Origin of the sequence: Comamonas sp. wu1-DMT, from assembly GCF_040187805.1 — a bacterium.
Lineage (GTDB): Bacteria > Pseudomonadota > Gammaproteobacteria > Burkholderiales > Burkholderiaceae_C > Comamonas > Comamonas thiooxydans.
Window position 1 is genome coordinate 26,044 of sequence record NZ_JBANEM010000007.1, and the last position, 23,515, is coordinate 49,558.

A 23,515-nucleotide genomic window follows, 5' to 3' on the forward strand; every position below is an offset into this window, starting at 1 on the left:
AGCAGATATGCGGTCTGCACAGCGGCTGCCAGCAAAAATGCCCGCTGGCTGCGGGCATTCAATCTTGTCATTTCCGGAGTTTCGTGCACCAGGCATGTTCGGCACTGCTGCAGTCGTTGAGCATGCAGTAAAAAAAAGCTGCCGGCACCTATATCAAGCGCTGGCAGCTATTGAGTCGGAGGTAGATGCGCTCAGGCTGCGGCCTGCATGCGCTGCAGCAGATGTTGGGCGGCGGCTTCCGGATCGGGGGCGTTGACCAGGGCGCGCACCACGGCTACCGAGCCCACGCCCGTGGCACGCACGGCGGGGAACAGGTCCTCGGAAATGCCGCCAATCGCCACCAGCGGGTATTGCTGCATCAGTCGCACATAGGCCGCCAGACGCGCCAGACCTTGCGGGGCAGTCGCCATCTTCTTGAGCGTGGTTGGGAATACGGCGCCCAGGGCGATATAGCTGGGCTGGACCGCATGGGCGCGCACCATCTCGGCGTAGCCATGGGTGGAGACGCCCAAGCGTGTGCCCGAGTTGCGGATGGTCTGCAGATCGCGCTGGCCGATCACGTCCAGATCTTCCTGACCCACATGGATGCCGTAGGCGCCTGCGTCCAGCGCAGCCTGCCAGTGGTCGTTGATGAACAGGCGTGCCTGCGTGCCCTTGACGGCTTCGACAGCAGCCTTAACTTCACGGGCCACGGCGGCCTGGTCGCCGGATTTGAAGCGCAGCTGCACCGTGGGCACGCCCGCGCGGGCCATGCGGCCCACCCATTCGGCCGTGGGCAGCACGCCATACAGGCCCAGCTCGCGCGGGCAATGGGCAAAAGCCAGTGCCGGGTCGGCCTTGCCGAGACCGAAGTCGCGTGGGTCGTCGGGCCAGTGGGTGACATCGAAATGATTGTTGCGTTCGCTCTGGCACTGCCAGGCCTGGGCCAGTGTTTGTGCATCCACGGCGATAAAGCCCAGCTCGCTGCAGGCTTCCAGCGCAGCCAGATAGGCGGGCTCCTGGCGCAGCGCGGGCGGCACGGGCTGGGGCGTCAGCTCGACCGAGTTGGCATCGTGGTGCAACTGGGCGCCAAAATGGGCACAGTGCTGGTGGACGATGGCTTGCGCCAGGGCCTTGATTTCTGCGGAGTCCATGGGCCGGCCTTTATTCCTGATGCCAGAAAGGGGTGCCCAGCACGGGCGTGCTGGGCTGGGCGGCGTTCTGTTCGGCCATGGCGCCAGCGCGCCAGGCGGCGTGACCGGCATTGACGGCATCGGAGAATGCGCCGGCCATGGCTACGGGGTCTTCGGACAGGGCCACGGCGGTGTTCAGCAGCACGGCGTCATAACCCCATTCCATCACGGTGCAGGCATGGGAGGGACGGCCCAGGCCGGCATCGACGATCAGCGGCACCTTCAGGCGCTCGCGCAGCATCTGCATGGCATAGGGGTTGATGGGGCCGCGGCCGGTGCCTATGGGCGCAGCCCAGGGCATGACGGCCTGGCAACCCACGTCGACCAGTTTTTGGCACAGCACCAGGTCGTAGGTGGTGTAGGGCAGGACCTGGAAACCGTCCTTGATGAGGATAGAGGCAGCCTCCACCAGGTTGAGCGTGTCGGGCTGCAGCGTGTAGTCGTCGCCGATCAGCTCCAGCTTGATCCAGGGTGTGTCGAAGACTTCACGCGCCATCTGGGCCGTGGTCACGGCTTCCTGGATGGTCATGCAGCCTGCCGTGTTGGGCAGCACGGGCACGTTGAGCTTGCGCAGCAGTTCCCAGAAGCTGGCGCCGGTCTCGGCCGCATTGCTGCCCTGGCGGCGCAACGAGGCCGTGACCATGGCGGGCCTGGAACGCTCCACAGCCGCTTCGAGAATGGCGGGCGAGGGATAGCGCGAGGTGCCCAGCAGCAAGCGGCTTTCAAAACGTTGGCCGTAGAGAACCAGGGTGTCGTCGGTGGTTTTTGTATTCATGATTTATCTATATCTCTTGTCTTTGTACCGCAATGCGTGTGAAGCCCAGTGAGCCTCAAACAGACATGTGCCCAGTCAGTGACACCGAGCAAGAGCCGCCTCGCCGCGAGGGTGTCGCCCCCAGGGGGAAGGCGCGAAGCGACTCAGGGAGGTCATTCCTAGCCGCCTGTCACTGGAGAGATGACTTCCATCCTGTCGCCCTCGTTGAGCGCATGGTCGGCGTACTGCGTCTTGGGCACAAACACCGTGTTGACCGCCACGGCAAACGGGGGCTTGGCCTGCATCTGCGCCAGCGCATCGGCCACGGTGGCATGGGCTTGCAGCTCGGTGGCTTGCTGGTTGAGGGTGATCTTCATGGCATGAAACAGAAAATAAAGCGGGTGCTAAGTTAAACCTCTGCACGGCGGCGCTTGCGTGCGCAGGAGGTGCAAGTGCTGTGCGCCAAAGTTCGGGCTCGCGGCTCAGCCGCGATGCACGGCGACATCGAACTCGCGCGCCAGCGGCGAGTCGTTGCGGTCCACCAGCTCCAGCACCACGTCGAGCATGGCGGGCGAGATCATGAAGCCGTGGCGGTAGAGGCCGTTGACTTCCATGACGCGCGGCGTCAGCAGGCGCACGGCGGGCAGATTATCGGGCAGGGTGGGGCGGCACTGGGTGGCGATCTCCACAATCCGGCCTTCGGCAAAGCCCGAGTGCACGGTATAGGCCGCGCTCAGCAGCTCCAGCGTGGAGCGCACGCTGGCCGGCGACATATCGTCGGATTCGATCTCGGTCGCGCCAATCACGAACAGATGGTCTTCCTTGGGCGCGATATAGATGGGGTAGCGTGGATGGATCAGGCGTGTGGGGCGCTGCAGCGTGACTTCGGGCGCATGGATGCGCACCACCTCGCCGCGAATGCCGCGCAGCTGCTTCCATTGGCTGCGGGCACCCAGGCCCCGGCAGTCGAACACGAAGTCGGGCTGGCCGGCCTCGCCGGGACGTAAGTCGCCGACCTCGCGCGGGCTGTCCCAGTGCAGCTGCACGCCCAGGGCGCTGAGCTTGTCGACCAGCGCCGTCAGCAGCTGACGGTTGTCGAGCTGGCCTTCGCCGGGCAGATAGACGGCCTGGTTGAAGCGTCCCTGCAGCGCGGGCTCGCAGTCCTGCAGCGCCGCGCCGGTCTTCTCCTGCATGGCCGGCAGGCTGGGGTTGATGCGCCGGTTTTTCTCCAGCAGACCGAAAAAGCGCGCCGCATCGCCCTGATCCTGGCGGTGCCAGAGAATCAGCGTGCCGTTTTGCTGCAGAAACACATGCTGCTCGAGCTGAGCTATGAGCTCGGGCCAGCGCTTGAGCCCATGCTGGCCCATGCGCACCACGCCGGGCTCGGTAATGGCCGACTCGGCCAGCGGCGCCAGCATGGCAGCCGCCACGCGCGCCGCAGCACCATCGCCTTGCGGGCCATGGGCGTCATAGAGGTCGATGGCGTGACCGCGCTGGGCCAGGGCCAGAGCCAGCAGACGGCCCATGAGGCCGCCGCCGAGAATTGCGATCTTTGAAGAAGCTTGTAGCAATGACATGTGCAAATCGTTTTCCATCCGGACACAGGAACAGGGCCATGTGCAGGACAAAACGCGGCATGCCTTGCGGCTTGTGAAACTCCCCACGCCAGCATGACCTGGATCGGGTGCAGGGGGCACAGGGCACGGATGGTGCTCTGGTGCGCAGCCGGCAGCTGGCGCAGCCCCAGGGTGTTTCTCAGTCCGCACAGGCTGCTTGCCTGCGGGACACCCCTGTTTCGTCCGTTGGACATTACAGCACAACCGCAAACAGCACGCATTGACCATGCGCATGGGCGATAATTTTTGCCATGACAGTGATTGCTTCTTCCTCCATCTCCGGCGCCGCAAAAAAGCGCTATGCACGCGTGCTCTCCATCGCCGGCTCGGACAGCGGCGGTGGCGCCGGCATCCAGGCCGACCTTAAGACCTGTGCGGCTCTTGGCTGCTACGGCATGACGGCGATCACGGCCATCACCGTGCAGAACACGCTCGGCGTGACGGGCATTCACGGCATTCCGCTGGATACCGTGCGCGGCCAGATCGATGCCGTTGTGCAGGACATAGGCGTCGATGCCGTCAAGATCGGCATGCTGGCCACCCCCGATGTGGTGAGCGTCGTGGCGGATGCGATCCGTCGCCACCGGATCAGGAACGTGGTGCTGGACCCCGTGATGGTGGCCACCAGCGGCGACCGCCTGATCGTTCCCGAGACGGCCCAGGCGCTGGTGCAGGAGCTGTTCCCGCTGGCGACGGTGATTACCCCCAATCTGGATGAAGCAGCTTTGCTGCTGGGTCGCAACATCGACGGCATTGGAGCGCTGGATGCGGCCGTGGCCGATCTGCTGGCCATGGGCGCGCCTGCGGTATTGCTCAAGGGCGGGCATCTGAGCGGTGATCTGGTCATGGATGTGCTGGGCCGGCAAGGTCAGCAGGCCAGCGACTATCTGCGTCTGCAGTCGCAGCGCATCGTCACCCATAACGGCCATGGCACGGGCTGCACGCTTTCGTCGGCGATTGCCTCCTTCCTGGCCCAGGGGCTGGCGCTGGAGGTCGCGGTGACCGAGGCGCGGCGCTATATTCTGGGCGCCATCGAGGCGGGAGCCGAGGTCTACACCGGCCAGGGCCACGGCCCCCTCAACCACGGCTATGCGCCGCGCGCGCAGCTGATCGTCGAAGGCTGATTGCCGACACTCGCAAGAAAGGCCTGCAGCTGCAGGCCTTTGCCTTTTCGGGCGCCTGTTGCCGAGCTTACCAGCCCCAGACCAGATTCTTGGCGACCCAGCCGCTCTGGCCGTTGCTGCGCTGGACCTGGGCCCAGCTACCTTGCTTTTTCAGCGTCTGCAACACTTCATTTTGTTCCAGCTTGCCTACCCGGCTGTGCTTCTGGCCGGGGCCGGAGCGCAGATTGGCCGTGCGTGCCGTCACCACCATATGCGGGCTCTTGCTGGTCAGCGGGGCGTGGACCCAGCCCAGTGTGGACTCATAGTCCTTCACACGCAGCCACTGGCCTTTGCGCTGGGTCACTTGCAGCGGGTAGCCCTTGCTCAGTTCCCAGAGGGTGGCGGAGCGGGTGTTGGGCTGCTCGCGCACATTCACGGTCTTGCCCTTGATGCTGACGAATTCCTGGGCTTGTGCGAGGGCCGGCAGCAGGCCGGCGGTGAGCGCACCCAGCGCGATCAGGCTTGAAGTGGCGGCGGTGCGGATCCAGCGGTTGCAAGACACGGGGCAGATTCTCCTTTTATCGATTGAAAACATGCTGTAACCCTCATCGGACTTGCGTGGTTAGCTATAGTTCCTGTAGAAAGCTGACAGGGGCTGAACACCCAGCCAGCCATCAAGGAATGCCATGAACCAGCCAGTCCGCGCCCGTGGGAGCGCCTCGTTGACTACCCGATTGACGATTGCATTGACGGCTTCGGCCGCAGTGACGCTGCTCACGGCCTGCCAGAGCGGCTCGTCGGCGAATGCTGCCGCTGCAACACCTGCCGCTGCTGCGGCGGCAAAAGCCGGTGACCCGCAGATGCTAGGCCAGCAATTGCTGGCCGCTGCCGCGCAGGGCGATGCCGTTGCGGTGCGCAATCTGCTGGCTGGCAACGCGCCCGTCGACGTGCAGGACGCCCGAGGCAATACCCCGTTGCTGCTGGCCACGGCAGCCAACCATATCGAGGTGGCACGTTCGCTGCTGATGCATGGTGCCAGCCCCAATATCCAGAACCAGATGCAGGACAGCGCCTATCTGCTGGCCGGCGCGCAGGGCCGGCTGGAGATTGTGCGCATGACGATTTCCTATGGCGCTGATCTCAAGAGCACCAACCGCTATGGCGGCACGGCCCTGATTCCGGCCTGCGAGCGCGGCCATCTGGAAACGGCGCAGGCGCTGATCGCCGCTGGTGTGGATGTGAACCATGTCAACCGGCTGGGCTGGACCTGCCTGATGGAGGCCGTGGTGCTCAGCGACGGCGGGCCGCGCCATCAGGCCATCATCCAGGCCTTGATCGACGCGAAGGCGGATCTGAATCTGCCCGACAAGGATGGGGTGACGGCCCTGGCCCATGCACGCCAGCGCGGGCAGCAGGCCGTGGTGCAGCTGCTGCAGGCGGCGGGCGCCAGGTAAAAAGCAGAAAAATGGCTGAAGCGCTCTGTTAAAAGGCGCTTGTTGCTATTGAATTTGATTTTTTCTCAGGCGGCAACGGAGCGTGGCTGCAGCTGGCGTGTGGCGACTGCCATCGCAAAGGTCAGTGCCAGCGTGGGCAGGGCCGAGCCCAGGGCCGTGCTGACATAGGGCAGCAGGTGATAGAAGGCAATCCCCAGCACCCAGATGGACACGGCATCCCAGCGCACGGCGGGCGCTTTTTGCATCAGTTGTACGGCATCGGTGCCAAAGGCCAGGCGACCCAGCATCACGCCGAACAGCGGCACAAAGCAGGAGCTGAGCAACAGCAAAAACGGTTCCAGACTGTGCATGGGCAGTACCATGGCCAGCGCCGTGCACAGGGCCGCGATCAGCAGGCCCCAACGGCGAATGCTCCAGCGCGGTTGCAGGCTGTGGGCCGACATGGCGCCCGAGTAAGCATCGCCATAGGCGTTGTCCACCTCGTCGATCAGAATCAGCGACAGCGCAATCAGCCCGCCCTGGGCCAGCAGCAGGGCCGTGACCAGGTCTTCGCTGGGCAGGGTCAGGGCCACCAGCACGCCCAGGGAGTAGCACCAGATATTGGCCAGGGCAAAGCCGGTCCAGGCGCCCGTCAGCGCGGACTTTCCGCTTTTGCCGTGGCGCGCATAGTCGGCCACCAGCGGCAGCCAACTGATGGGCATGGCGATCACCAGATCGACGGCGCCGAGCATGCTCATGCCGCCTGCACCTTCGCGGGCCATCAAGTTGCCCAGGCCGGTGGCGCCGGCCATTTTGAGGAATTGCCAGCTCAGCCACAGCAGCGAGGCAATCACCAGCGGCAAGGCCACGCGCGAAATGATGCGGCGCACCAGGGTGGTCATGGAGCCGCTCATCAGCAGCAGGATCACGCCACCCCAGAGCAGCGTGGCCAGCCAGGGCCAATGGGCAGCGCCCATGATGCCGCTTTGTTTGCCCAGCGCCACGGTCGCGTCACGCATCACCACCAGCTCGAAACTGCCCCAGCCCAGCAGCTGGATGATGTTGAGCACGATAGGCAGTCGTGCGAAGCGGCGGCCGTAGACACTGTGCATCAGCCCGGCGCTGGACAGGCCGCTGTCGCAGCCCAGCTTGCCCACCCAGCCCAGCAGGCCGGCTCCGATCAGGGAGCCGATGGCTATCGCAATCAGCGCATGCAGCGGGCTGAGCGCAGGCAGCAGATAGGCGCCCATCTGCATGACCAGCAGGCCAACGCCCAGACTGAACCACAGCGAGGCATGGTCGCGCCAGGCAAAGACGCGCTCCTTAGCCGTCACCGGGGCCAGGGCCCGATTGGCCGATGTGGAAGAAGATGAATTCATGAATGCTCCGCCAGAAAAACGAAGCAGGGGCCGCATGGTTTGCGCGGTGAGCCAGCAAAGACATGGCCAGTCGCGGTCTGACACCTTGGACAGCTTCCCTGCGCGAGGATGATCTCGGGCAAGCGGTGGTCAAGACACCGCTTGCGCAATCAGGTTCAAAGGGACTCTCTCAGCCCTGACCGGTCATGGTCAGGACACCCCCAGCATTGCTGCCTGCCTTGGGCTGCAGCGAGCGCGATTGTGCCAGACATGCTGCGGCGGGGCAGAACTGCAGCGCAAAGCTGTGTTGCAAATGCTTGCAAATCAAAGTGCCTGTCTTGACCCCGTTGCGTCTGCTGCTGCGTTTCAGCCTCCGACAAGTTTGTTTCAGCCGCTGTGGCTGTATCTTGAGGAGGCCTTGTCCATGTTGTCTGTCCCTATCGAACCCCCGGTTCCTGGTTTCTTGCTGTCGCGCGGCCGTTTGCTGCGCGCTTCGCTGCTCTGCGCTGCCGCGATGGTGGCCGCCACGCCGGCTTCGGCCTGGATGCGCGGCAACCCAAAGCTGGCCCAGATCAGCATCGTCGAACGCGCCACGGGCCGGGTACTGCCCCAGTACAGCCACGAGGGCGAGCTGTGGGTGGTGGGCCGCCCCGGTGCCAATTACGCGGTGCGCATCCGCAACTTCGAGAGCCGCCGCATCATGGGCGTCATCAGCGTCGACGGGGTCAATGCCATCAACGGCCGCACGGCGAGCTCCCGCGCCGAAGGCGGCTATGTGCTGGATGCGGGCGACAGCTACGACGTGCGGGGCTGGCGCAAGAGCAATGACAACGTGGCTGCGTTTTATTTCTCCGAAAGCGATATGTCCTATGCCGCCAGAACCGGCAGGCCGCAGGATGTGGGCGTGATCGGAGTTGCGCTGTACCGCGAAAAGCTGCCCGAGCCTGCTGCCTACCAGGGGCCGCTCCATGAGCCGCAAGCGCAGGCCAGTGCCTCGGCGGCTGAATCTGCAGCGGCGGATGTCGCCGTGCCTCAGGCCGCCAGCAAGAGCCGCAGCGCCGAGCGCCGTGCGCCACAGGCCTCGCCGACCCCCTCGCTAGGCACGGGCCATGGCGCGGTGGAGCGCTCGCAAGTCACCCAGGTGGACTTCGAGGCCGATACAGACCAGCCCCGGCAGATGGTGCGCATCCGCTACGACAGCTATGCCAACCTGGTCGCCAGAGGCGTGATTCGCGAGCCCCGTCCACGGCCGTCCCAGCCGCGCGCGCCCAATCCTTTTCCCGGGGACAACGGCTTTGTGCCGGATCCACCCCGCAACTGAGTTGATTGCGCTGTCGTCGGAGTTTGCATAATCGCGGGCATGCTTGCACCGCCGCTTGCCCAAGCCCAACTCGCCGATGAAGCCCTGATGCGCAGCTATGCCGCAGGGCAGGCCACGGCGTTCGAGACGCTTTATGCCCGGCACAGCCTGCGCATATGGCGCTATTTCTATCGCAACACGGGCGATGCGGCGCTGGCCGACGATCTGGCGCAAGACCTCTGGCTTACCGTCGTGGACTGCGCCTGCCGCTATGAGGTGCGCAGCAGGTTCACGACCTGGCTGTTCACCATGGCGCACAACCGCCTGGTCGATCACTGGCGCAGGCAGCGGCCGGGCATCAGCCTGTCGGCAGACACGCAAGAGTCCATGCGGCTGGCCGAAAGCCTGTTTGCTGCCTCGGGCTTCGAGCCCGAGCAGCATCTCGATCGTCAACTCATGGCCCAGGCCATCCTGGCAGCGCTGGCCCGGCTCCCGGCCGAGCAGCGCGAGTGTTTTCTGCTGCAGGTCGAGGCTGATCTGACGCTGGCCGAAATTGCCCAGGCCACCGGCGTTGCCGAGGAAACGGCCAAAAGCCGCTTGCGCTATGCGCGTGCCAAACTACGCGCCGCGCTGGAGGAACTGGCATGAATATGCACCCCGAAAACCCGTCTGGCGACGACAAGCCCGATGCGATGCGCGAGCTCTACCACGAGGCCGTGGCAGAGGATCGTGGCCCCAGTGCGCAAAGCAGCGCAGCCATCCTCAAGCGCGCACGCCAGCGCGCGGCTGCTGTGGGGCAGGAGCCCACGGAGCCTATGGACAAGCCTGCCGCCAATGACCGCTTCTGGCTGCGTCATGCGCTGGGCGGACTGGCGGCCGTCGGACTGGTGGGCTGGCTGATGCTGCAGCACGCCGCCTGGTGGAGTGGGCCGGACAAGGAGGGCGAGCGAGATTCCAGGGCCGAAGCAGTGGCCCAGCCAGCTGAATCGCAGCCGGCTCCGGCAGTTGAGGGTGCGGATCGCGCCGCCCTGGTGGAATCGGCTCCGGGCGCGGCGGCGCTGGCGCAGAAATCCACGGAAAAAAAGACTCGAATCCAGGCTGGGAAAACACCAGAAGCTATGGATATGGAAGCATCTATAGCTGCATCAGCCCCTGTGCTGCGGCCAGAGGTTGCTCCGGCCCCGGGTGCGGCAGCCTCTGCCAGCCTGGCGCGCTCCGCAAAGCCGGCTGCCAAAGCGCCATCCCGCAGCGATGAGACCACAGAACCTGCTGCCACGGCGGAGGCCATGGCGCCGCAGATCTCCAGGTCAAGCGCGCAATTGCCGCTATGCCCCTTGACGGCCGAGGTGCATGGCAACACGCAAGCTGCAAAAGAGGGGGCGGACAAAGCCTCAGGCATCGCAGGCAAGCCGCTGGATTGCCGCCCGCGAAAGCATGGGGAAACGCAGCCGGATGATGCCAAGTCTGGGCAGGATGCTTCTAAATATATAGCATATCCGCCACAGTGAGACAAAAAAAAGCCCGCTTGACGCGGGCTTGGGTGATGGTCTGGCCAGTACTTTTGGGTACTGACGTTAGATCATGTTACTGGATTTTTGCGCTTTTGCGCAGCTGATCTTGGAACTGCTGCTCTTTTTGCTGCTGCAGCTGTTGCGTGATCTGGGGTTTGACATCTTCAAACTTGGGCATTTCGGCCTGGCGCTCGTCATCCATGCGGATGATGTGCCAGCCGAACTGGCTCTTGACGGGCGCGTCGGTCATCTCGCCCTTCTTGAGCTTGATCAGGGCTTCGGTGAACTCGGGTACGTAATTGTTGGGGTTGGCCCAGTCCAGATCACCGCCACGGGCACCCGATCCGGGATCCTTGGATTCCTTCTTGGCGATGTCTTCAAACTTCTTGCCGGCCTTCACCTCGGCAATGATGGCCTTGGCGCGGTCTTCGGACTCCACCAGGATGTGGCTGGCCTTGTATTCCTTGCCGCCATTGGCAGCGACGAATTTGTCGTACTCGGCCTTGGCTTCGGCATCGGTCACGGGGTTTTTCTTGCGGAAGTCGTCAAACAGCGCGCGGATCAGCACGGTCTGGCGTGCCATTTCCATCTGCTGCTTGTAGGCTTCGGAGCCGGCCAGACCGCGGCGGTTGGCTTCCTGCATGAAGATTTCACGCGCGATGACTTCATCCTTGATCATCTTTTCCATCTCGGGCACAACGGGCTGGCCGCTGGCTTCGATCTGGGTCTTCAAGGCATTGACGCGGGCCATGGGAACGGCCTTGCCATTGACGATGGCCACATTCTGGGCCGAGGCGGACAGGGCGGCTGCGCCCAGAACAGCGGCGGCCACGATGCGGGCCAGTTGCTTTTGTTTCATGCTCATTCGAGTTGTGATTGAGAAAAGTGAGTGAAGTTCAGTCCATACGCAACAGGCTCCCGTCAAGGAGCCTGTGGTCAGAACAGTGCGTTCTCAAAGTACTTCAATGGCGATGGCATGAACACCCTGGTCAATGAAGTCTTGCAGTGCATCATACACAAGGCGGTGGCGTGCCACGCGGGTTTTTCCATCAAAGGCAGGGCCGGCGATGCGCACGCGAAAATGCGTGCCCACACCGCTGTCGTTGGCGCCGGCATGACCGGCATGCTGATAGCTCTCGTCGATGACTTCGAGTCGGGTCGGGGCCAGACGCTGGCGCAGGGCGGCGTCCATGGCCTGGGCACTGATGGTCACGCTCATGGCTGCTTGTCCTTGGCTTCGGCTGCGTTTGGCACGTCGTCCTGGGGCAGGTAGCGGCTCATGTAGATGGCTTGTGCAATCACAAACACCACCATCAGTCCCATGCCGCCAAACAGCTTGAAGTTGACCCAGGTATCGGTGTCGAAGTTATAGGCTACCCAGATGTTGAGTCCGCCCATGGCGGCGAAGAAAGCAGTCCAGGCCCAGTTGAGTTTGAGCCAGATGGCGTCGGGCAGTTGCAGCTGCGCGCCCATGACGGAGCGCAGCAGGTTCTTTTTGAACACCAGCTGACCGATCAGCAGCGCGCCGCCCATGAGCCAGTAAAGCACCGTGGGCTTCCATTTGATGAAGTTGTCGTCATGGGCCAGCAAAGTGGCGCCGCCAAACAGCACGATGACGCCGAGGCTCATCCATTGCATGGGTTCGATCTTGCCGGTCTTGAAGCGCAGATAGGCGATCTGCGCCACGGTGGCGGCAATGGCCACGGCCGTGGCGGTGTAGATGCCCCAGACCTTGAAGGCCACGAAAAACAGGATGATGGGGAAGAAATCAATCAGCAGCTTCATGCGCGAAATGGTAGTCGTTCTGAAATTCAGACTGTGCAGTACCGACAAGGTTCCCGGTGCTGCGAGCAAAGTCGCATCATGCACCAAAGCGCGGGTCTTACCGTGGGCAAAGCCTTGTACGCCGGACGGATTCAGCTATCAAAGCTGATGTGCAAGGCCGGCGCAGTGAGCCCGGCCCGAAGCCGCGCGGCCCTTGCTGCTCAAGCCTTGCCAGCTCTTATTTTGGGGGCTCGTCCTGGAAATCCAGCGAGGCCGAGTTCATGCAGTAGCGCAGGCCGGTGTCGGTGGGGCCGTCGGGAAAGACATGGCCCAGATGGGCCCCGCAGTTGCTGCATACCGTCTCGGTGCGCACCATGCCATGGCTGCGGTCCACGATATTGGTGATGGCACCGGGCAGGGCCTGGTCAAAGCTGGGCCAGCCGCAGCCGGCGTCAAACTTGGTATGGGAGTCGAACAGCTTGTTGCCGCAGCAGATGCAGTGGTAGCTGCCATCGGCCCAGAACTGCTCGTATTTGCCGGTGAAAGGTCGCTCGGTGGCTGCGTGGCGTGTGACCTGGAAGGCCGCAGCTTCGGCGCCCTTGTCCTGCAACAGGGCTTGCCATTCTTGGTCGGATTTCTGGACAGGAAAGCTCATGATGAACAGCTGATTTCAATCGAGGAAGCCCAGTCGGGCGGGAAGCCGGCCCAGTCGGCGTGGTCCGGGTGCGAGTCATAAGGCGTCTGCAACACGGCCAGCATCTGCTGCACCGGGGCGAAGTCACCGGCCTGGGCGGCGCGAATCACGGTTTCGCCCAGATGGTTGCGCAGCACAAAGCGCGGATTGGATTTTTGCATCAAATCGACGGTCTGTGCTTTGTCCACTTGCGCCAGCTGCTCTGAATAAGTGAGTGACCAGGCATCAAAGCTGGCCCGGTCAAGAATGATGTCACGCAGTGGCTCAAAGTCGATTTTCGTTTCCTGCCTTTGTGCAACAGCATCGGTCAGGCGGCTGAAAAAGATGGTGTAGTCCACCTTGCTGTCGGCCAGGATCTGCAGCAGCGGGTTGACCAGCTGCGCAAAGCGGCCTTCGGTGGCAGGCGTGCCGGCCTCGTTTTCGGGCAGGCCCAGCTTGGCCAGCATCTGGCGCGCATAGGCGGCGGGGAAGACGGTCTTGTAGGACTCCAGCGCAGCAATCGTCAGCTCTTCGTCGCCGATCAGCGGCAGCAAGGCCTGGCCCAGGCAGTAGAGATTCCAGTAGGCCACCTGGGGCTGGCGGTTAAAGGCATAGCGGCCCTGGCTGTCGCTGTGGTTGCAGATATGGCCGGGGTCGAAGGCATCGAGAAACTGGAAGGGGCCGTAGTCGATGGTCAGGCCCAGAATGCTCATATTGTCGGTATTCATCACACCATGGCAAAAGCCCACGCCTTGCCACTGGGCCATCAGTCGGGCAGTGCGCTCGCTCACGGCCTGCAGAAAATTGGCATAGGGATTGCCTTTCAGTGCAACGGCCGTGCGGCATTCCGGGTAATGCTGGTCTATGACCAGATCGGCCAGGGTTTTAAGTTCGGTCTGCATGTCGCGCGCGGCGAAATGCTCGAAATGGCCGAAGCGGATGAAGCTTTCGGCCACACGGGTCACGACGGCGGCAGTTTCCATGGTCTCGCGCGCCACGGGCAGGGGCGAGCCCGTCAGCGCCAGCGCTCGCGTGGTGGGAATGCCCAGGGCTGCCATGGCTTCGCTGCAGAGAAATTCGCGAATCGACGAGCGCAGAACGGCCCGGCCGTCGCCCATGCGTGAATAGGGGGTGCGGCCAGCGCCCTTGAGCTGGACTTCAAAGCCCTGCTCAGTCTCGCCCAACAGGATGGCACGGCCATCGCCAAGCTGGCCGGCCCAGACGCCGAACTGGTGACCGCTATAGACAGTGGCCAGCGGCTTGCTGCCGCCTTTGCCATGGCCGGAGACGGCATTGCCGCTGAGGATTTGCAGCGCTTCGGCGCTGTGCAGCCACTCGGTGTTCAGACCCATCCAGCGGGCCGTGCTGACGCTGGCGGCAATCCAGTGCGGCTCTGGCACGGGCGTGGGTTGGAGATAGGTGAAAAAAGCCGGGCCCAGAGCTTCGAAGCGGCCGGGCTTGCGCCATTGCGGGGCAGGGGATTCGCTCATGCAATCATTGTGCTTGAGCAGCATCAAGGACAGGGTTTGCAGGGTTGTTGAGCCGGTTTCCGTTGGAGAGCAGCCTAGGTTTTTCCCTGAGTGCGCGCACATCGTTCAGAGGGAGGATGCAGACAAAGGTCGCCAAGGTTACGCATTGGTGACAGTCCTCAGATGACGGCCTGGAAGCCCGCGCTAGGATGCTTCCCGATCATCACAACGATATCCAGGAGACTGCCAATGTTGGGTCTGATGCAAAGCCAGCCGCTGTTGATTTCTTCCCTGATCGAGTTTGCCGCGCGCAACCATGCCGATGGAGAGATAGTCTCCCGCCGTGTGGAAGGCGATATCCACCGCTATACCTACAAGGATCTGGCGGCGCGCTCGCGTCAGCTTGCCAACAAGCTCGATGCCATGGGCCTGGTGCCGGGCGAGCGCGTGGCCAGCCTGGCCTGGAATGGCTATCGCCACATGGAGATGTATTTTGGCGTCAGCGGCTCGGGCCGGGTGTTGCACACCATCAACCCGCGCCTGCATCCCGAGCAGGTCGCATGGATCGTCAATCACGCCGAAGACAAGGTGCTGTGCTTTGACCTGACCTTTTTGCCCATCATCCAGGCCGTGCATGCCAAATGCCCGCAGGTGCAGCAATGGGTGGTGCTCTGCGATGCAGACCGGCTGCCGGCAGACAGCGGCATTCCAGGCCTCATCAGCTACGAGAGCTGGATTGCGGGCCAGTCCGATCAATACCGCTGGCCGCAGTTCGACGAGAACACCGCATCCAGCATGTGCTACACCAGCGGTACGACGGGCAACCCCAAGGCCGTGCTCTACAGCCACCGCTCCAGCACGCTGCACGCCTATGCCGCAGCGCTGCCCGATGTGATGTGCCTGTCGGCCCGTGATTCGGTGCTGCCCGTGGTCCCCATGTTCCACGTCAATGCCTGGGGCTTGCCATATTCGGCGGCGCTCACGGGCTGCAAGATGGTCTTTCCGGGCCCGGCGCTCGATGGGAAGTCGGTCTACGAGCTGATCGAGTCGGAAGGCGTGACCTTTGCTGCTGGCGTACCCACCGTCTGGCAGATGCTGCTCGGCTATATGAAGCCGGGCGGCCTGCGTTTTTCCAAGCTCAATCGCACGGTGATCGGCGGCTCCGCCTGCCCGCCCGCCATGATCACCGCCTTCCAGGACGACTACGGCGTGGAGGTGCTGCACGCATGGGGCATGACGGAGATGAGCCCGCTGGGCACGCTGTGCACGCTCAAGAACAAGCATCTGGAACTGCCCAAGGAAGAGCAGATGAAGATCCGGCAGAAGCAGGGGCGCGCGATCTATGGTGTGGAGATGAAGATCGTCAACGACGCCGGTGACGAACAGCCCTGGGATGGCAAGAGCTATGGCGACCTGCTGGTGCGCGGCCCCTGGATCATCGACAGCTATTACAAAGGCAGCGGCAACCCCCTGGTGCGCGGGGCTGACGGCCACGGTTGGTTCCCGACGGGGGATGTGGCGACGATAGACCCCGATGGCTATATGCAGATCACCGACCGCAGCAAGGATGTGATCAAGTCCGGCGGCGAATGGATCAGCTCCATCGATATTGAAAACATCGCCATGGCCAACCCGGCCGTGGCCATGGCGGCCTGCATAGGCATGCCGCATCCCAAGTGGGACGAGCGCCCCATCGTGGCCGTGGTCAAGAAGCCCGGCGCGGAAATCACGCGCGAGGAGTTGCTGAAGTTCTATGAGGGCAAGACAGCCAAGTGGCAGATTCCCGATGATGTGGTGTTTGTGGACGCTATTCCAATCGGTGCCACAGGCAAGATGCTCAAGACCCGTCTGCGCGAGGAACTCAAGGACTACCAGCTGCCCACGGCGGTCTGAACGTTCCCCGGCCTGGCCGGAGCAAAGCCATCATCGTGAGATGATGGCTTTTTTGCCTGTGCCTTTTCTGGCGCCATTGGTTGACATCCATGCCTTCAGCTCCCGGTTTTTGCGACTGCTCGCCACCCTTGATATCGGATGGTGGTCGTGCCCACGATTTGCCGCGACGCCAGCTTCTCGGAGCCGCCTTGCTGGGCGGGCTGGGTGCATGGAGTCTGCCTGCAGCAGCCTGCGGGCCAGAGACTGTCGCCCCGGCTGCGCCGCGCAATGTGTGTCTGGAATGTCTGGCACGCCGGGCACAGCAGCGCTCGGCCTTTGTGAACAAGGAGTTGCCATGAGCGCCGGGCCGCTGTGGCCGCAAACAAGGCCTGCACGCAAGAGCTGGCCTCTGCGCTGGTCGCAGCTCAATTCGACCGGCAAGCCAACAGGCAAGCCCTTGCAGCTGTATCTGTTGCTGGATGCGGCGCAGAACCGTGACTTGTTGGCACAGGTGCCGGAAAGTGGTGCCGAGGCCTTGTTTGCTTTCACGCGCGCGAGCAAGGAGGGCAAGCTCAGTCCCTGGTTGGTACACCTTGGCAGCACTGCTCAGGCCTTGAAAACGCCACAGCAGAATTTTCTCGATGCCGTGCTCGATGTGGTGCAGGCCAGCCCTTGTGCCAGCTTGCTGGCAAGCGAGTGCGAGATGCCGGTGCTGCTGGCCCATCTGCGCCTGGCCATGGATCCAAGATTGCCTGGCGGCGACGGCAGCTATCTTGCCTTCTGGGACCCTGCCGTGCTGGCGGCCTTGCTCGGGCAAAGCGATCCGGACACGCAAACCGGCATCGAACCCGTGCTGCGCCCCGCACAGTGCCTGGCCTTGCTGGGTCCGGTTGCACGCTGGTGGTGCTGGAGCCGATCGGGCCGGTTGCATGAATATGCGGTGGCTGATTTTGTCGGGCCTGCGGCGCCCCTGCCGCTTCAGCTCGGCACCGCTCAGGTCGATGCGTTGGTAAAGGGCAATGTGCCCGATCTGCTGATCTATTACCTGAATCTGAACCAGGTCCATCTGCGCGACAGATTGCCGCCGCTGGCAATGCATTGGTTTGCGCGTCAGCAACTGGAGTTTGCGCGCCGCCATGGGCTTGCTGGTACGCGCGACCTGCTCAACTATCTGTGTCTGGCGCTGATTGCAGGAGCACGCTTTGATCAATTGCCCGGAGTGGTCGAACTGCTGGCCAAGGTCAAGGCCGGCAGGCTGAGTTTCGACGAGTTGATGCGCGATATAGGTCCGCATCTGGAGGACAGGGAACTGCCGGAGCCGCAGGTGCTGACCAGCTCCAGCGGCCTGCCGCTGACGGAAAGCCAGTTGCCGCTCTAGGTCGCTGAATCAGATAAGTCTCTGCACTTTTATAGGCGGGCGCCAGCAGCTATTGTTTTGGGAGCTTCGGCCTGAGGTAAACCCTGCAGTCGCCAAAGTGATATGCGCTAGGGCAACCCCCAAGCCGCAGGCGCTGGCTTGCCCTTTAGTCTGGGCGTCGCTCATAACCACCAACGGAGACGCTCTATGAAGTTTGCAATCAAGGCTTTGACAGCATCGGTGATCCTGGCGTGCGCGGGGAGTGCGATGGCGCAGAAGGGTGAGACCGTCAAGGTCGCCTGGATTGACCCGCTCTCGGGCCTAATGGCAGCGCTGGGATCCAATCAGCTCAAAAGCCTGCAGTACGTGGCCGAGGAAATCAACAAGAGCAGTGCTTCGGGGGTGAAGTTCGAAATCATCGGCATCGATAACAAGCTCAGCCCGCAGGAGACTACGGCCGCGCTGCGCTCGGCCATGGACCAGGGCGTGCGCTATGTATTCCAGGGCAATGGCTCGGGTCCGGCGCTGGCCATCATGGATGCGCTGGAAAAGCACAATGCGCGCAACAAGGGCAAGGAGGTCGTGTTCCTCAACTATGCGGCGGTGGACCCGGACCTGACCAACAGCAAGTGCAGCTACTGGCATTTCCGCCTCGATGCCGATACCTCCATGAAGATGGAGGCCTTGACCACGTATATGAAGGACGTGCCAGAGGTCAAGAAGGTCTATCTGATCAACCAGAACTACTCGCATGGCCAGCAGGTGTCCAAGTTCGCCAAGGAGATGCTCAAGCGCAAGCGCCCCGATGTGGAAATCGTGGGTGATGACTTCTCTCCTCTGGCCCAGGTGCGAGACTTCGCGCCCTATGTGGCCAAGATCAAGCAGTCGGGCGCCGATACGGTGATCACCGGCAACTGGGGCTCGGACCTGGCGCTGCTCATCAAGGCCGCCAACGATGCAGGTCTGAACAACGTCAAGTTCTACACCTATTACGGCATTGCCACGGGCGCGCCCACGGCCATGGGGGCGGCGGCGGCGGGCAAGGTCTATATGGTGGGCTACGGCCACCTGAACATGCCCGGCACCATGGACAAGATCGTCAAGGGTTTCAAGGCCAAGGTCAACGAGGATATGTACACCGGTACCGTGTACACGGGGCTGAACATGCTCGACCAGGCTTTTGCAAAAGCCAAGACCACCGATCCGGTCAAGGTCGCCGCGACCATGGAGGGCATGAAGTTCCAGAACTACAACGGCGAGGTCGAGATGCGCAAGACCGATCACCAGCTGCAGCAGGGCCTGTACATCGCGCGATGGGAGAAGGCCGGCGGCAAATACCCCATGGACTCAGAGAACACGGGCTATACCTTTGCTCCCGTGAAGTACTTCGAGCCCTATGTGGCCAGCACCCCCACCAGTTGCCAGATGAAACGCCCCTCCTGAGCGGGGGAGGCGGGATCGATATTCGGGGCGCCCTGGTGGCGTCCTTTTTTATTCCCGGGTTTCATTCGCCTGCAAGTGCGAGCAGCTGTCGCACAAGTGTCGCCAACTGCCGCGAATCGGCCTTGGAAGTCGCATGCGTGATAGTTACTAAGGCTTTCCCCAGCGGGAAAAAGTCTACCGACCGGTAGATTGGCGGCAGTCGCTAGCAAAAACAATGAAAGGAGACAAGTATGAAATGGGTTATACGTGCGGTGGCCCTCTCGGCCATGGCAGTGAGTGCAGGTGGAGCCTGGGCTCAGAAGGGTGAAACCGTCAAGGTCGCCTGGATTGATCCCTTGTCGGGTCTGATGGCTGCCGTGGGAACGAATCAGCTCAAGACTTTTCAGCTGCTGGCGGAAGAGTTCAACAAGAAAAATGCCTCGGGCGTGAAGTTCGAGGTCGTGGCGCTGGACAACAAGCTCAGCCCGCAGGAGACCACGGCTGCGCTGCGCTCGGCCATGGATCAGGGCGTGCGCTATGTGACGCAGGGCAATGGCTCGGGACCGGCGCTGGCCATCATGGATGCGCTGGAAAAGCACAACAATCGCAACAAGGGCAAGGAGCTGCTCTATCTGAACTACGCTGCGGTGGATCCCGACCTCACCAACAGCAAGTGCAGCTACTGGCATTTCCGTCTCGATGCCGATACCTCCATGAAGATGGAGGCATTGACCACATTCATGAAGGACGATGCCGAGGTCAAGAAGGTCTATCTGATCAACCAGAACTACGGCCATGGTCAGCAGGTGTCCAAATACGCCAAGGACCTGCTCAAGAAAAAGCGCCCCGATGTGCAGATCGTGGGTGATGACTTCTCTCCTCTGGCTCAGGTGCGCGACTTCGCGCCCTATGTGGCCAAGATCAAGCAGTCGGGAGCCGATACGGTGATCACCGGCAACTGGGGAGCGGATCTGTCGCTGCTGCTCAAGGCCGCCAATGATGCAGGGATGAACAACGTCAAGTTCTATACCTACTATGCCTTCGGTCCTGGAGGGCCTACTGCCATGGGCGCAGCGTCCGAGGGTAAGGTCTATACCGTGACTTACGGGCACTACAACATGGGTGCGCCGATTCAGGCCAGCATGGAAAGCTTCAAGAAGAAGTTCAACGATGACCTGACGCAAAGCTCCATCTACCATGTGTTCGCCTTGCTGGATGCAGCTTTTGTCAAGACAGGCTCCACTGACCCGGTCAAGGTTGCGGCGGCACTCGAGGGCATGAAGCTCAAAAGCTTCAACGGCGATGTCGAGATGCGCAAGAGCGACCACCAGTTGCAGCAAGGCCTGTATATCTCCAAGTGGCAGAAGGCTGGCGGCAAGTTCCCTTATGACGCGGAAAACACAGGCTACACCTTCGCTCCCGTGAAGTACTACGAGCCCTATGTGGCCAGCACGCCCACCAGCTGCCAGATGAAGCGTCCGTCCTGAGTCAGGCTCACTCTCCCTCGTGCTGCAGCATCCGTACCCACAAGAACGCATAACAGGTGCAGTGCTGCAGCAGTCTTTTTGCTCATGAGAACAAGGCAAGTCGATGACGCCTGAATTTTTCACCATATCGATGCTCAACGGTGTGAGCTACGGGCTGCTGCTCTTCATGCTCAGCTCAGGCCTGACGCTGATCTTCAGCATGATGGGCGTGCTTAATTTCGCTCACACCAGTTTCTACATGCTGGGGGCGTACTTCGCATACACGCTCAGCGGCATCATCGGGTTCTGGCCCGCGCTCTTTTTCAGCCCGGTGCTGGTGGGCGTGCTGGGGGCGCTGTTCGAGCGCTACAGCCTGCGCCGCGTGCACAAATATGGCCATGTGCCCGAGTTGCTGGTGACTTTTGGTCTGTCCTATCTGATTCTCGAGGTGGTGCAGCTGGTATGGGGGCGGGGCACCGTGCCTTATGCGCTGCCATCGGCGCTGCAGGGGCCGCTGTTTACCCTGTATGGCACACAGTTCCCCAAGTCGCGCTCCTTTGTGATGCTGGTGGCGCTGCTGATGCTGGTGGCCGTCTGGCTGCTGCTGACGCGTACGCGCATCGGCCTGGTGATTCAGGCCGCGCTCAAGAACCCCGAAATGGTGGAGGCGCTGGGCCACAACGTGCCGCGTGTGTTCATGCTGGTGTTTGGCGGCGGCTGCGCGCTGGCCGGTCTGGCCGGCGTGATCGGCGGCAACACCTATGTGACCGAGCCCGCCATGGCGGCCTCCGTGGGCTCCATCATTTTCGTGGTGGTGGTGGTCGGTGGCATGGGCTCGCTGGCGGGGGCTTTCGTGGCTTCGCTGCTGATCGGCATGGTGCAGACCTTTGCCGTGGCGCTGGACTGGTCGCTGGCCGGCCTGTTCGCCTCCATGGGGCATCAGGTCAATGAATCCACCTTTGGCTGGCCCGTGCTGCGGCTGACGCTGTCGCAGGTTGCGCCCATCCTGCCTTACCTGTTCCTGGTGCTGATTCTGATCTTCCGCCCCAAGGGCTTGCTGGGTACCAGAGGGGATTGAGCCATGTCTTCGATTGCAAAAACATCCATGAATTCTTCTGCTGCCGACAAAGCTCGGGCTCAGGCGCATTACCGCTTCAAGCCCTTGAACATAGGGCGAATTCTGATCTGGGGCCTGTTTGCGCTGGCGCTGATCGTGGCACCGCTGATCTTCACCAGCTCGCTGGCGCTGACCATGCTCAGCCAGATCGGCTATCTGATCATCATCTGTCTGTCCTACAACATCCTGCTGGGGCAGGGCGGCATGCTGAGCTTCGGGCATGCGGTCTATACTGGCCTGGGCTCGTTTCTGGCCATTCATGCCATGAACAAGGCCGCTGCAGGCGAGATGGCCATTCCGCTGGTGCTGATTCCCATCGTGGGCGGCCTGGCGGGCATGTTCTTCGCGGCGCTCTTCGGCTATGTGACGACCAAGAAATCGGGCACCACCTTTGCCATGATCACCATGGGTCTAGGAGAGCTGGTGGCCTCCATGGCGCTGATGTTTCCCGAGTTCTTCGGCGGCGAGGGCGGTATCACCACGGACCGGGTCTACAGCAAGTTCTTCGGGCTGGATTTCGGCTCCGGCCTGCAGGTTTACTACCTGATTGCCGTGTATTGCTTTGTCTGCACTGCTGCCATGTTTGCCTTCACCGGCACGCCGCTGGGGCGCATGCTGAATGCCGTGCGCGACAACCCGGAGCGTGTCGAGTTCGTGGGCTACAACACCCAGCGCGTGCGCTACTTCGCCTTCATCATTGCAGGCTTTTTTGCGGGCATTGGTGGCGGGTTGACGGCCATCAATTTCGAGATCATCACGGCCATGGACAGTGTCAGCGTGGTGCGCTCGGGCGGCTATCTGCTGTTCACCTTCCTGGGCGGCGCCACCTTCTTCTTCGGCCCCATCATCGGTGCGGTGCTGCTGGTGCTGGCTTCGGTGCTGCTGTCCGAGCTGACCAAGGCCTGGCTGCTGTACCTGGGCCTGGTGTTCCTGCTCATGGTCATGTACGCGCCCGGCGGTGTGGCCAGCCTGATCATGATGAATCTGCGCGTAGCCAAGTTCGGTCATTTCAAGCGCCTGCTCATGCCCTATCTGGGCATTCTGGCGGCCGGCATCGTGACGGTGGTAGGTGCCGCGTCGCTGATCGAGATGATCTATCACATGCAGCTCAATGCGGCGCTGGGCCCCAAGGTGCCCTTCATGGGCGCCGAGCTGGACACTAGCGCAGCCTCCACCTGGACCGTGGCGATTGTGGTGTTCGTGGTGGGCCTGGGCCTGCTGGAGGGCGTGCGCCGCCTGACGGCCCGTCGCTGGGGTCGCATACAGGAAGCGATTGAAGAAAGCATCAAGAAAGGGGAGGGCTGAACCATGTCCAGCATCGCCATCCATCAACCGGCTGCGCAAGCGGCGCAGCAGTCAGGCCATGCACTGGAGCTGCGCGATCTGCGCAAGAGCTTCGGCAAGACCGAGATCATTCGCGGCGCCAACCTGGCAGTCAATGCCGGCGAACGTATTGCCATCATCGGCCCCAACGGTGCTGGCAAGAGCACTCTGTTCAATCTGATCAGCGGCCGTTTCGAGCCCAGCAGCGGCGAGGTGCTGTTGCACGGCCAGCGCATCAACGGCAAAAAGCCGTTCGAGATCAACCGCATGGGGCTGTCGCGCAGCTTTCAGATCACGAATATCTTCCCCAAGCTTTCGGTGTTTGAAAACCTGCGCTGCAGCGTGCTCTGGAGTCTGGGCTACCGCTATAGCTTCTGGCGTTTTCTCTCCAATCTGCACGATGCCAACGAACGCGCCAACGAGCTGATGGAGATGATCGGTCTGCACCGCAAGCGCGACACGCTCGCGGTGAACCTGACCTATGCCGAGCAGCGTGCGCTGGAGATCGGCATCACCATCGGCGGCGGTGCCAGCGTCATCTTGCTCGACGAACCCACGGCCGGCATGAGCAACAGCGAAACCGCGCATTTCATACAGCTGATCAAGAAGGTTACCGAAGGCAAGACGCTGCTGACCGTGGAGCACGATATGGGCGTGGTCTTCGGGCTGGCGGACAAGATTGCCGTGGTGGTCTACGGCGAGGTCATCGCCTATGACACGCCTGAAGCCGTGCGTGCCAACGCCAGAGTGCAAGAAGCATATCTGGGATCTTCCGTCGCAGACCAACAGGCAGGAGCGCATTGAG

Annotated in this window: 24 protein-coding genes; 13 read left to right on the plus strand and 11 right to left on the minus strand. The window is 62.3% G+C overall.

Going from position 1 to position 23,515, the window contains the following annotated elements:
* Positions 1–191: 191 nt before the first annotated feature.
* From thiE to V8Z78_RS11660, 4 genes are all read right to left on the minus strand, one after another.
* Entirely contained in the window at positions 192–1,133 is a 942-nt protein-coding gene (gene thiE, locus V8Z78_RS11645; RefSeq protein ID WP_046460809.1) for a thiamine phosphate synthase, read from the minus strand.
* Between the two features lie 10 nt (positions 1,134–1,143).
* On the minus strand, positions 1,144–1,947 hold the full coding sequence (locus V8Z78_RS11650; protein WP_003061258.1) for a thiazole synthase: 804 nt from the start codon (positions 1,945–1,947) through the stop codon (positions 1,144–1,146).
* 158 nt (positions 1,948–2,105) lie between these two features.
* On the minus strand, positions 2,106–2,303 hold the full coding sequence (gene thiS, locus V8Z78_RS11655) for a sulfur carrier protein ThiS (RefSeq protein ID WP_003061260.1): 198 nt from the start codon (positions 2,301–2,303) through the stop codon (positions 2,106–2,108).
* Between the two features lie 105 nt (positions 2,304–2,408).
* Entirely contained in the window at positions 2,409–3,503 is a 1,095-nt protein-coding gene (locus V8Z78_RS11660; RefSeq protein ID WP_080944408.1) for an FAD-dependent oxidoreductase, read from the minus strand.
* A gap of 290 nt (positions 3,504–3,793) precedes the next feature.
* Here V8Z78_RS11660 and thiD point away from each other — a divergent pair, with 290 nt between their 5' ends.
* A complete protein-coding gene (gene thiD, locus V8Z78_RS11665; RefSeq protein WP_349731404.1) occupies positions 3,794–4,666 on the plus strand; it encodes a bifunctional hydroxymethylpyrimidine kinase/phosphomethylpyrimidine kinase in 873 nt (290 codons plus the stop codon).
* Positions 4,667–4,733: 67 nt separating this feature from the next.
* Here thiD and V8Z78_RS11670 read toward each other — a convergent pair whose 3' ends face one another.
* Complete coding sequence (locus tag V8Z78_RS11670) at positions 4,734–5,207, minus strand: SH3 domain-containing protein (RefSeq protein ID WP_167003067.1); 474 nt, start codon at positions 5,205–5,207, stop codon at positions 4,734–4,736.
* A gap of 124 nt (positions 5,208–5,331) precedes the next feature.
* On the opposite strand from V8Z78_RS11670, the gene V8Z78_RS11675 reads away from it, so the two are divergent.
* A complete protein-coding gene (locus tag V8Z78_RS11675) occupies positions 5,332–6,099 on the plus strand; it encodes an ankyrin repeat domain-containing protein (RefSeq protein WP_349731405.1) in 768 nt (255 codons plus the stop codon).
* Positions 6,100–6,164: 65 nt separating this feature from the next.
* Here V8Z78_RS11675 and V8Z78_RS11680 read toward each other — a convergent pair whose 3' ends face one another.
* A complete protein-coding gene (locus tag V8Z78_RS11680) occupies positions 6,165–7,457 on the minus strand; it encodes a purine-cytosine permease family protein (protein WP_349731406.1) in 1,293 nt (430 codons plus the stop codon).
* A gap of 403 nt (positions 7,458–7,860) precedes the next feature.
* Between V8Z78_RS11680 and V8Z78_RS11685 the strand changes: the two genes are divergently transcribed.
* Genes V8Z78_RS11685 through V8Z78_RS11695 form a run of 3 tightly spaced genes read left to right on the plus strand, consistent with a single transcriptional unit; the run spans position 7,861 to position 10,244 of the window.
* A complete protein-coding gene (locus V8Z78_RS11685; protein ID WP_256630863.1) occupies positions 7,861–8,757 on the plus strand; it encodes a hypothetical protein in 897 nt (298 codons plus the stop codon).
* 39 nt (positions 8,758–8,796) lie between these two features.
* Positions 8,797–9,384: a sigma-70 family RNA polymerase sigma factor gene (locus V8Z78_RS11690; RefSeq protein WP_003061273.1), complete on the plus strand. Its 588-nt coding sequence runs from the start codon at positions 8,797–8,799 to the stop codon at positions 9,382–9,384.
* Positions 9,381–10,244, plus strand: coding sequence for a hypothetical protein (locus V8Z78_RS11695; RefSeq protein ID WP_349731407.1), 864 nt, complete (start codon positions 9,381–9,383; stop codon positions 10,242–10,244). Before V8Z78_RS11690 ends, V8Z78_RS11695 begins: the two co-directional genes overlap by 4 nt.
* Before the next feature lie 76 nt (positions 10,245–10,320).
* Here V8Z78_RS11695 and V8Z78_RS11700 read toward each other — a convergent pair whose 3' ends face one another.
* The 5 genes from V8Z78_RS11700 to V8Z78_RS11720 form a co-directional block, all read right to left on the minus strand.
* Positions 10,321–11,106, minus strand: coding sequence for a peptidylprolyl isomerase (locus V8Z78_RS11700; RefSeq protein WP_034358635.1), 786 nt, complete (start codon positions 11,104–11,106; stop codon positions 10,321–10,323).
* Between the two features lie 93 nt (positions 11,107–11,199).
* Positions 11,200–11,466 carry a BolA family protein gene (locus V8Z78_RS11705; protein WP_003061279.1) on the minus strand — a complete coding sequence of 89 codons (267 nt, stop codon included), beginning with the start codon at positions 11,464–11,466 and terminating at the stop codon, positions 11,200–11,202.
* Complete coding sequence (locus tag V8Z78_RS11710; protein WP_349731408.1) at positions 11,463–12,032, minus strand: septation protein A; 570 nt, start codon at positions 12,030–12,032, stop codon at positions 11,463–11,465. The genes V8Z78_RS11705 and V8Z78_RS11710 overlap by 4 nt, the downstream gene beginning before the upstream one ends.
* 217 nt (positions 12,033–12,249) lie before the next feature.
* Positions 12,250–12,666, minus strand: a complete 417-nt coding sequence (gene msrB / locus V8Z78_RS11715) for a peptide-methionine (R)-S-oxide reductase MsrB (RefSeq protein WP_003061283.1) — start codon at positions 12,664–12,666, stop codon at positions 12,250–12,252.
* Positions 12,663–14,198: a protein adenylyltransferase SelO gene (locus V8Z78_RS11720; RefSeq protein WP_003061285.1), complete on the minus strand. Its 1,536-nt coding sequence runs from the start codon at positions 14,196–14,198 to the stop codon at positions 12,663–12,665. Before V8Z78_RS11720 ends, msrB begins: the two co-directional genes overlap by 4 nt.
* 204 nt (positions 14,199–14,402) lie before the next feature.
* On the opposite strand from V8Z78_RS11720, the gene V8Z78_RS11725 reads away from it, so the two are divergent.
* From V8Z78_RS11725 to V8Z78_RS11760, 8 genes are all read left to right on the plus strand, one after another.
* Positions 14,403–16,046, plus strand: coding sequence for a 3-(methylthio)propionyl-CoA ligase (locus V8Z78_RS11725; protein WP_046460814.1), 1,644 nt, complete (start codon positions 14,403–14,405; stop codon positions 16,044–16,046).
* A gap of 89 nt (positions 16,047–16,135) precedes the next feature.
* Positions 16,136–16,384, plus strand: coding sequence for a hypothetical protein (locus V8Z78_RS11730; protein ID WP_123975007.1), 249 nt, complete (start codon positions 16,136–16,138; stop codon positions 16,382–16,384).
* Positions 16,381–17,403, plus strand: coding sequence for a DUF4123 domain-containing protein (locus V8Z78_RS11735; RefSeq protein WP_349731409.1), 1,023 nt, complete (start codon positions 16,381–16,383; stop codon positions 17,401–17,403). The genes V8Z78_RS11730 and V8Z78_RS11735 overlap by 4 nt, the downstream gene beginning before the upstream one ends.
* A gap of 186 nt (positions 17,404–17,589) precedes the next feature.
* On the plus strand, positions 17,590–18,825 hold the full coding sequence (locus V8Z78_RS11740; protein WP_012838919.1) for a branched-chain amino acid ABC transporter substrate-binding protein: 1,236 nt from the start codon (positions 17,590–17,592) through the stop codon (positions 18,823–18,825).
* A 230-nt stretch (positions 18,826–19,055) separates the two neighbouring features.
* The gene (locus V8Z78_RS11745; RefSeq protein ID WP_012838917.1) at positions 19,056–20,291 is read left to right on the plus strand and encodes a branched-chain amino acid ABC transporter substrate-binding protein; all 1,236 of its coding nucleotides are present in this window, start codon (positions 19,056–19,058) and stop codon (positions 20,289–20,291) included.
* Between the two features lie 103 nt (positions 20,292–20,394).
* The gene (locus V8Z78_RS11750) at positions 20,395–21,348 is read left to right on the plus strand and encodes a branched-chain amino acid ABC transporter permease (protein ID WP_349731410.1); all 954 of its coding nucleotides are present in this window, start codon (positions 20,395–20,397) and stop codon (positions 21,346–21,348) included.
* 3 nt (positions 21,349–21,351) lie between these two features.
* Entirely contained in the window at positions 21,352–22,692 is a 1,341-nt protein-coding gene (locus V8Z78_RS11755; RefSeq protein ID WP_279085882.1) for a branched-chain amino acid ABC transporter permease, read from the plus strand.
* A gap of 3 nt (positions 22,693–22,695) precedes the next feature.
* Entirely contained in the window at positions 22,696–23,514 is an 819-nt protein-coding gene (locus V8Z78_RS11760) for an ABC transporter ATP-binding protein (protein WP_046460817.1), read from the plus strand.
* Position 23,515: the final 1 nt, after the last annotated feature.

Excerpts from the sequence above, each read along its gene's own strand:
- V8Z78_RS11735 (WP_349731409.1), top strand. The coding sequence starts at position 16,381 with ATGAGCGCCGGGCCGCTGTGGCCGCAAACAAGGCCTGCACGCAAGAGC.
- V8Z78_RS11745 (WP_012838917.1), top strand. The coding sequence starts at position 19,056 with ATGAAATGGGTTATACGTGCGGTGGCCCTCTCGGCCATGGCAGTGAGT.
- V8Z78_RS11690 (WP_003061273.1), top strand. The coding sequence starts at position 8,797 with ATGCTTGCACCGCCGCTTGCCCAAGCCCAACTCGCCGATGAAGCCCTG.
- V8Z78_RS11675 (WP_349731405.1), top strand. The coding sequence starts at position 5,332 with ATGAACCAGCCAGTCCGCGCCCGTGGGAGCGCCTCGTTGACTACCCGA.
- V8Z78_RS11730 (WP_123975007.1), top strand. The coding sequence starts at position 16,136 with ATGCCTTCAGCTCCCGGTTTTTGCGACTGCTCGCCACCCTTGATATCG.
- V8Z78_RS11710 (WP_349731408.1), bottom strand. The coding sequence starts at position 12,032 with ATGAAGCTGCTGATTGATTTCTTCCCCATCATCCTGTTTTTCGTGGCC.
- thiS (WP_003061260.1), bottom strand. The coding sequence starts at position 2,303 with ATGAAGATCACCCTCAACCAGCAAGCCACCGAGCTGCAAGCCCATGCC.
- V8Z78_RS11720 (WP_003061285.1), bottom strand. The coding sequence starts at position 14,198 with ATGCTGCTCAAGCACAATGATTGCATGAGCGAATCCCCTGCCCCGCAA.
- V8Z78_RS11685 (WP_256630863.1), top strand. The coding sequence starts at position 7,861 with ATGTTGTCTGTCCCTATCGAACCCCCGGTTCCTGGTTTCTTGCTGTCG.
- msrB (WP_003061283.1), bottom strand. The coding sequence starts at position 12,666 with ATGAGCTTTCCTGTCCAGAAATCCGACCAAGAATGGCAAGCCCTGTTG.
- V8Z78_RS11760 (WP_046460817.1), top strand. The coding sequence starts at position 22,696 with ATGTCCAGCATCGCCATCCATCAACCGGCTGCGCAAGCGGCGCAGCAG.
- V8Z78_RS11750 (WP_349731410.1), top strand. The coding sequence starts at position 20,395 with ATGACGCCTGAATTTTTCACCATATCGATGCTCAACGGTGTGAGCTAC.
- V8Z78_RS11660 (WP_080944408.1), bottom strand. The coding sequence starts at position 3,503 with ATGTCATTGCTACAAGCTTCTTCAAAGATCGCAATTCTCGGCGGCGGC.
- V8Z78_RS11740 (WP_012838919.1), top strand. The coding sequence starts at position 17,590 with ATGAAGTTTGCAATCAAGGCTTTGACAGCATCGGTGATCCTGGCGTGC.
- thiD (WP_349731404.1), top strand. The coding sequence starts at position 3,794 with ATGACAGTGATTGCTTCTTCCTCCATCTCCGGCGCCGCAAAAAAGCGC.
- V8Z78_RS11755 (WP_279085882.1), top strand. The coding sequence starts at position 21,352 with ATGTCTTCGATTGCAAAAACATCCATGAATTCTTCTGCTGCCGACAAA.
- V8Z78_RS11680 (WP_349731406.1), bottom strand. The coding sequence starts at position 7,457 with ATGAATTCATCTTCTTCCACATCGGCCAATCGGGCCCTGGCCCCGGTG.
- thiE (WP_046460809.1), bottom strand. The coding sequence starts at position 1,133 with ATGGACTCCGCAGAAATCAAGGCCCTGGCGCAAGCCATCGTCCACCAG.
- V8Z78_RS11650 (WP_003061258.1), bottom strand. The coding sequence starts at position 1,947 with ATGAATACAAAAACCACCGACGACACCCTGGTTCTCTACGGCCAACGT.
- V8Z78_RS11705 (WP_003061279.1), bottom strand. The coding sequence starts at position 11,466 with ATGAGCGTGACCATCAGTGCCCAGGCCATGGACGCCGCCCTGCGCCAG.
- V8Z78_RS11700 (WP_034358635.1), bottom strand. The coding sequence starts at position 11,106 with ATGAAACAAAAGCAACTGGCCCGCATCGTGGCCGCCGCTGTTCTGGGC.
- V8Z78_RS11725 (WP_046460814.1), top strand. The coding sequence starts at position 14,403 with ATGTTGGGTCTGATGCAAAGCCAGCCGCTGTTGATTTCTTCCCTGATC.
- V8Z78_RS11695 (WP_349731407.1), top strand. The coding sequence starts at position 9,381 with ATGAATATGCACCCCGAAAACCCGTCTGGCGACGACAAGCCCGATGCG.